A 509-nucleotide genomic window follows, 5' to 3' on the forward strand; every position below is an offset into this window, starting at 1 on the left:
GTTTGTATTGGATGACTGAGCGATTAACTCGAGTCAGTACCGCGGCAGATTACGTCACGATGGGTGATCATGGCTGGTATAAAAGTGATTACCGTTGGGATGAAGGCGAGTTGCGTGAGTTGATTCGAAAAGGTGAGCAAATCGATGCCAAGCAAAGACTGGTGCCTTTTCAAATCCACATCCGCTTTAATAAAGATGGTGAAGCGATTTATCAGCAATATCGCGTAAATCGCAAAGTCTTGCCGCTGCAGCGCGAGCAACTTGATCGATACAAAGCCGAAGCTAATGATGTCGTTGTTGCCATCAAAGAGCAGTCTCGCAACGGGCAGAACCTCGTACAAGGCTATTGGAATGGTCAAGCATTTGAAACCTGCAAAGGGAAAGAGTTCTCGACGCTAGAGTTCAACCAAACCCTGCCGAAATTTGTCATCGACCGTTTATCATCGGTCGATAGCTACATTGCCTTTGTTGGTAAAGAATCTCGTAATGAAGTGGTGGTAGACAGCCTC

At 46.4% G+C, this 509-nt stretch carries 1 protein-coding gene; it reads left to right on the top strand.

Features of this window, described 5'->3' with window-relative positions; genetic code table 11:
* A partial coding sequence (locus R7E78_RS30835) for a DUF1481 domain-containing protein (RefSeq protein WP_318059231.1) occupies nucleotides 1-509 on the top strand: 509 nt, incomplete at both ends.

The sequence above is a fragment of the Vibrio sp. YT-19(2023) genome (assembly GCF_033337395.1).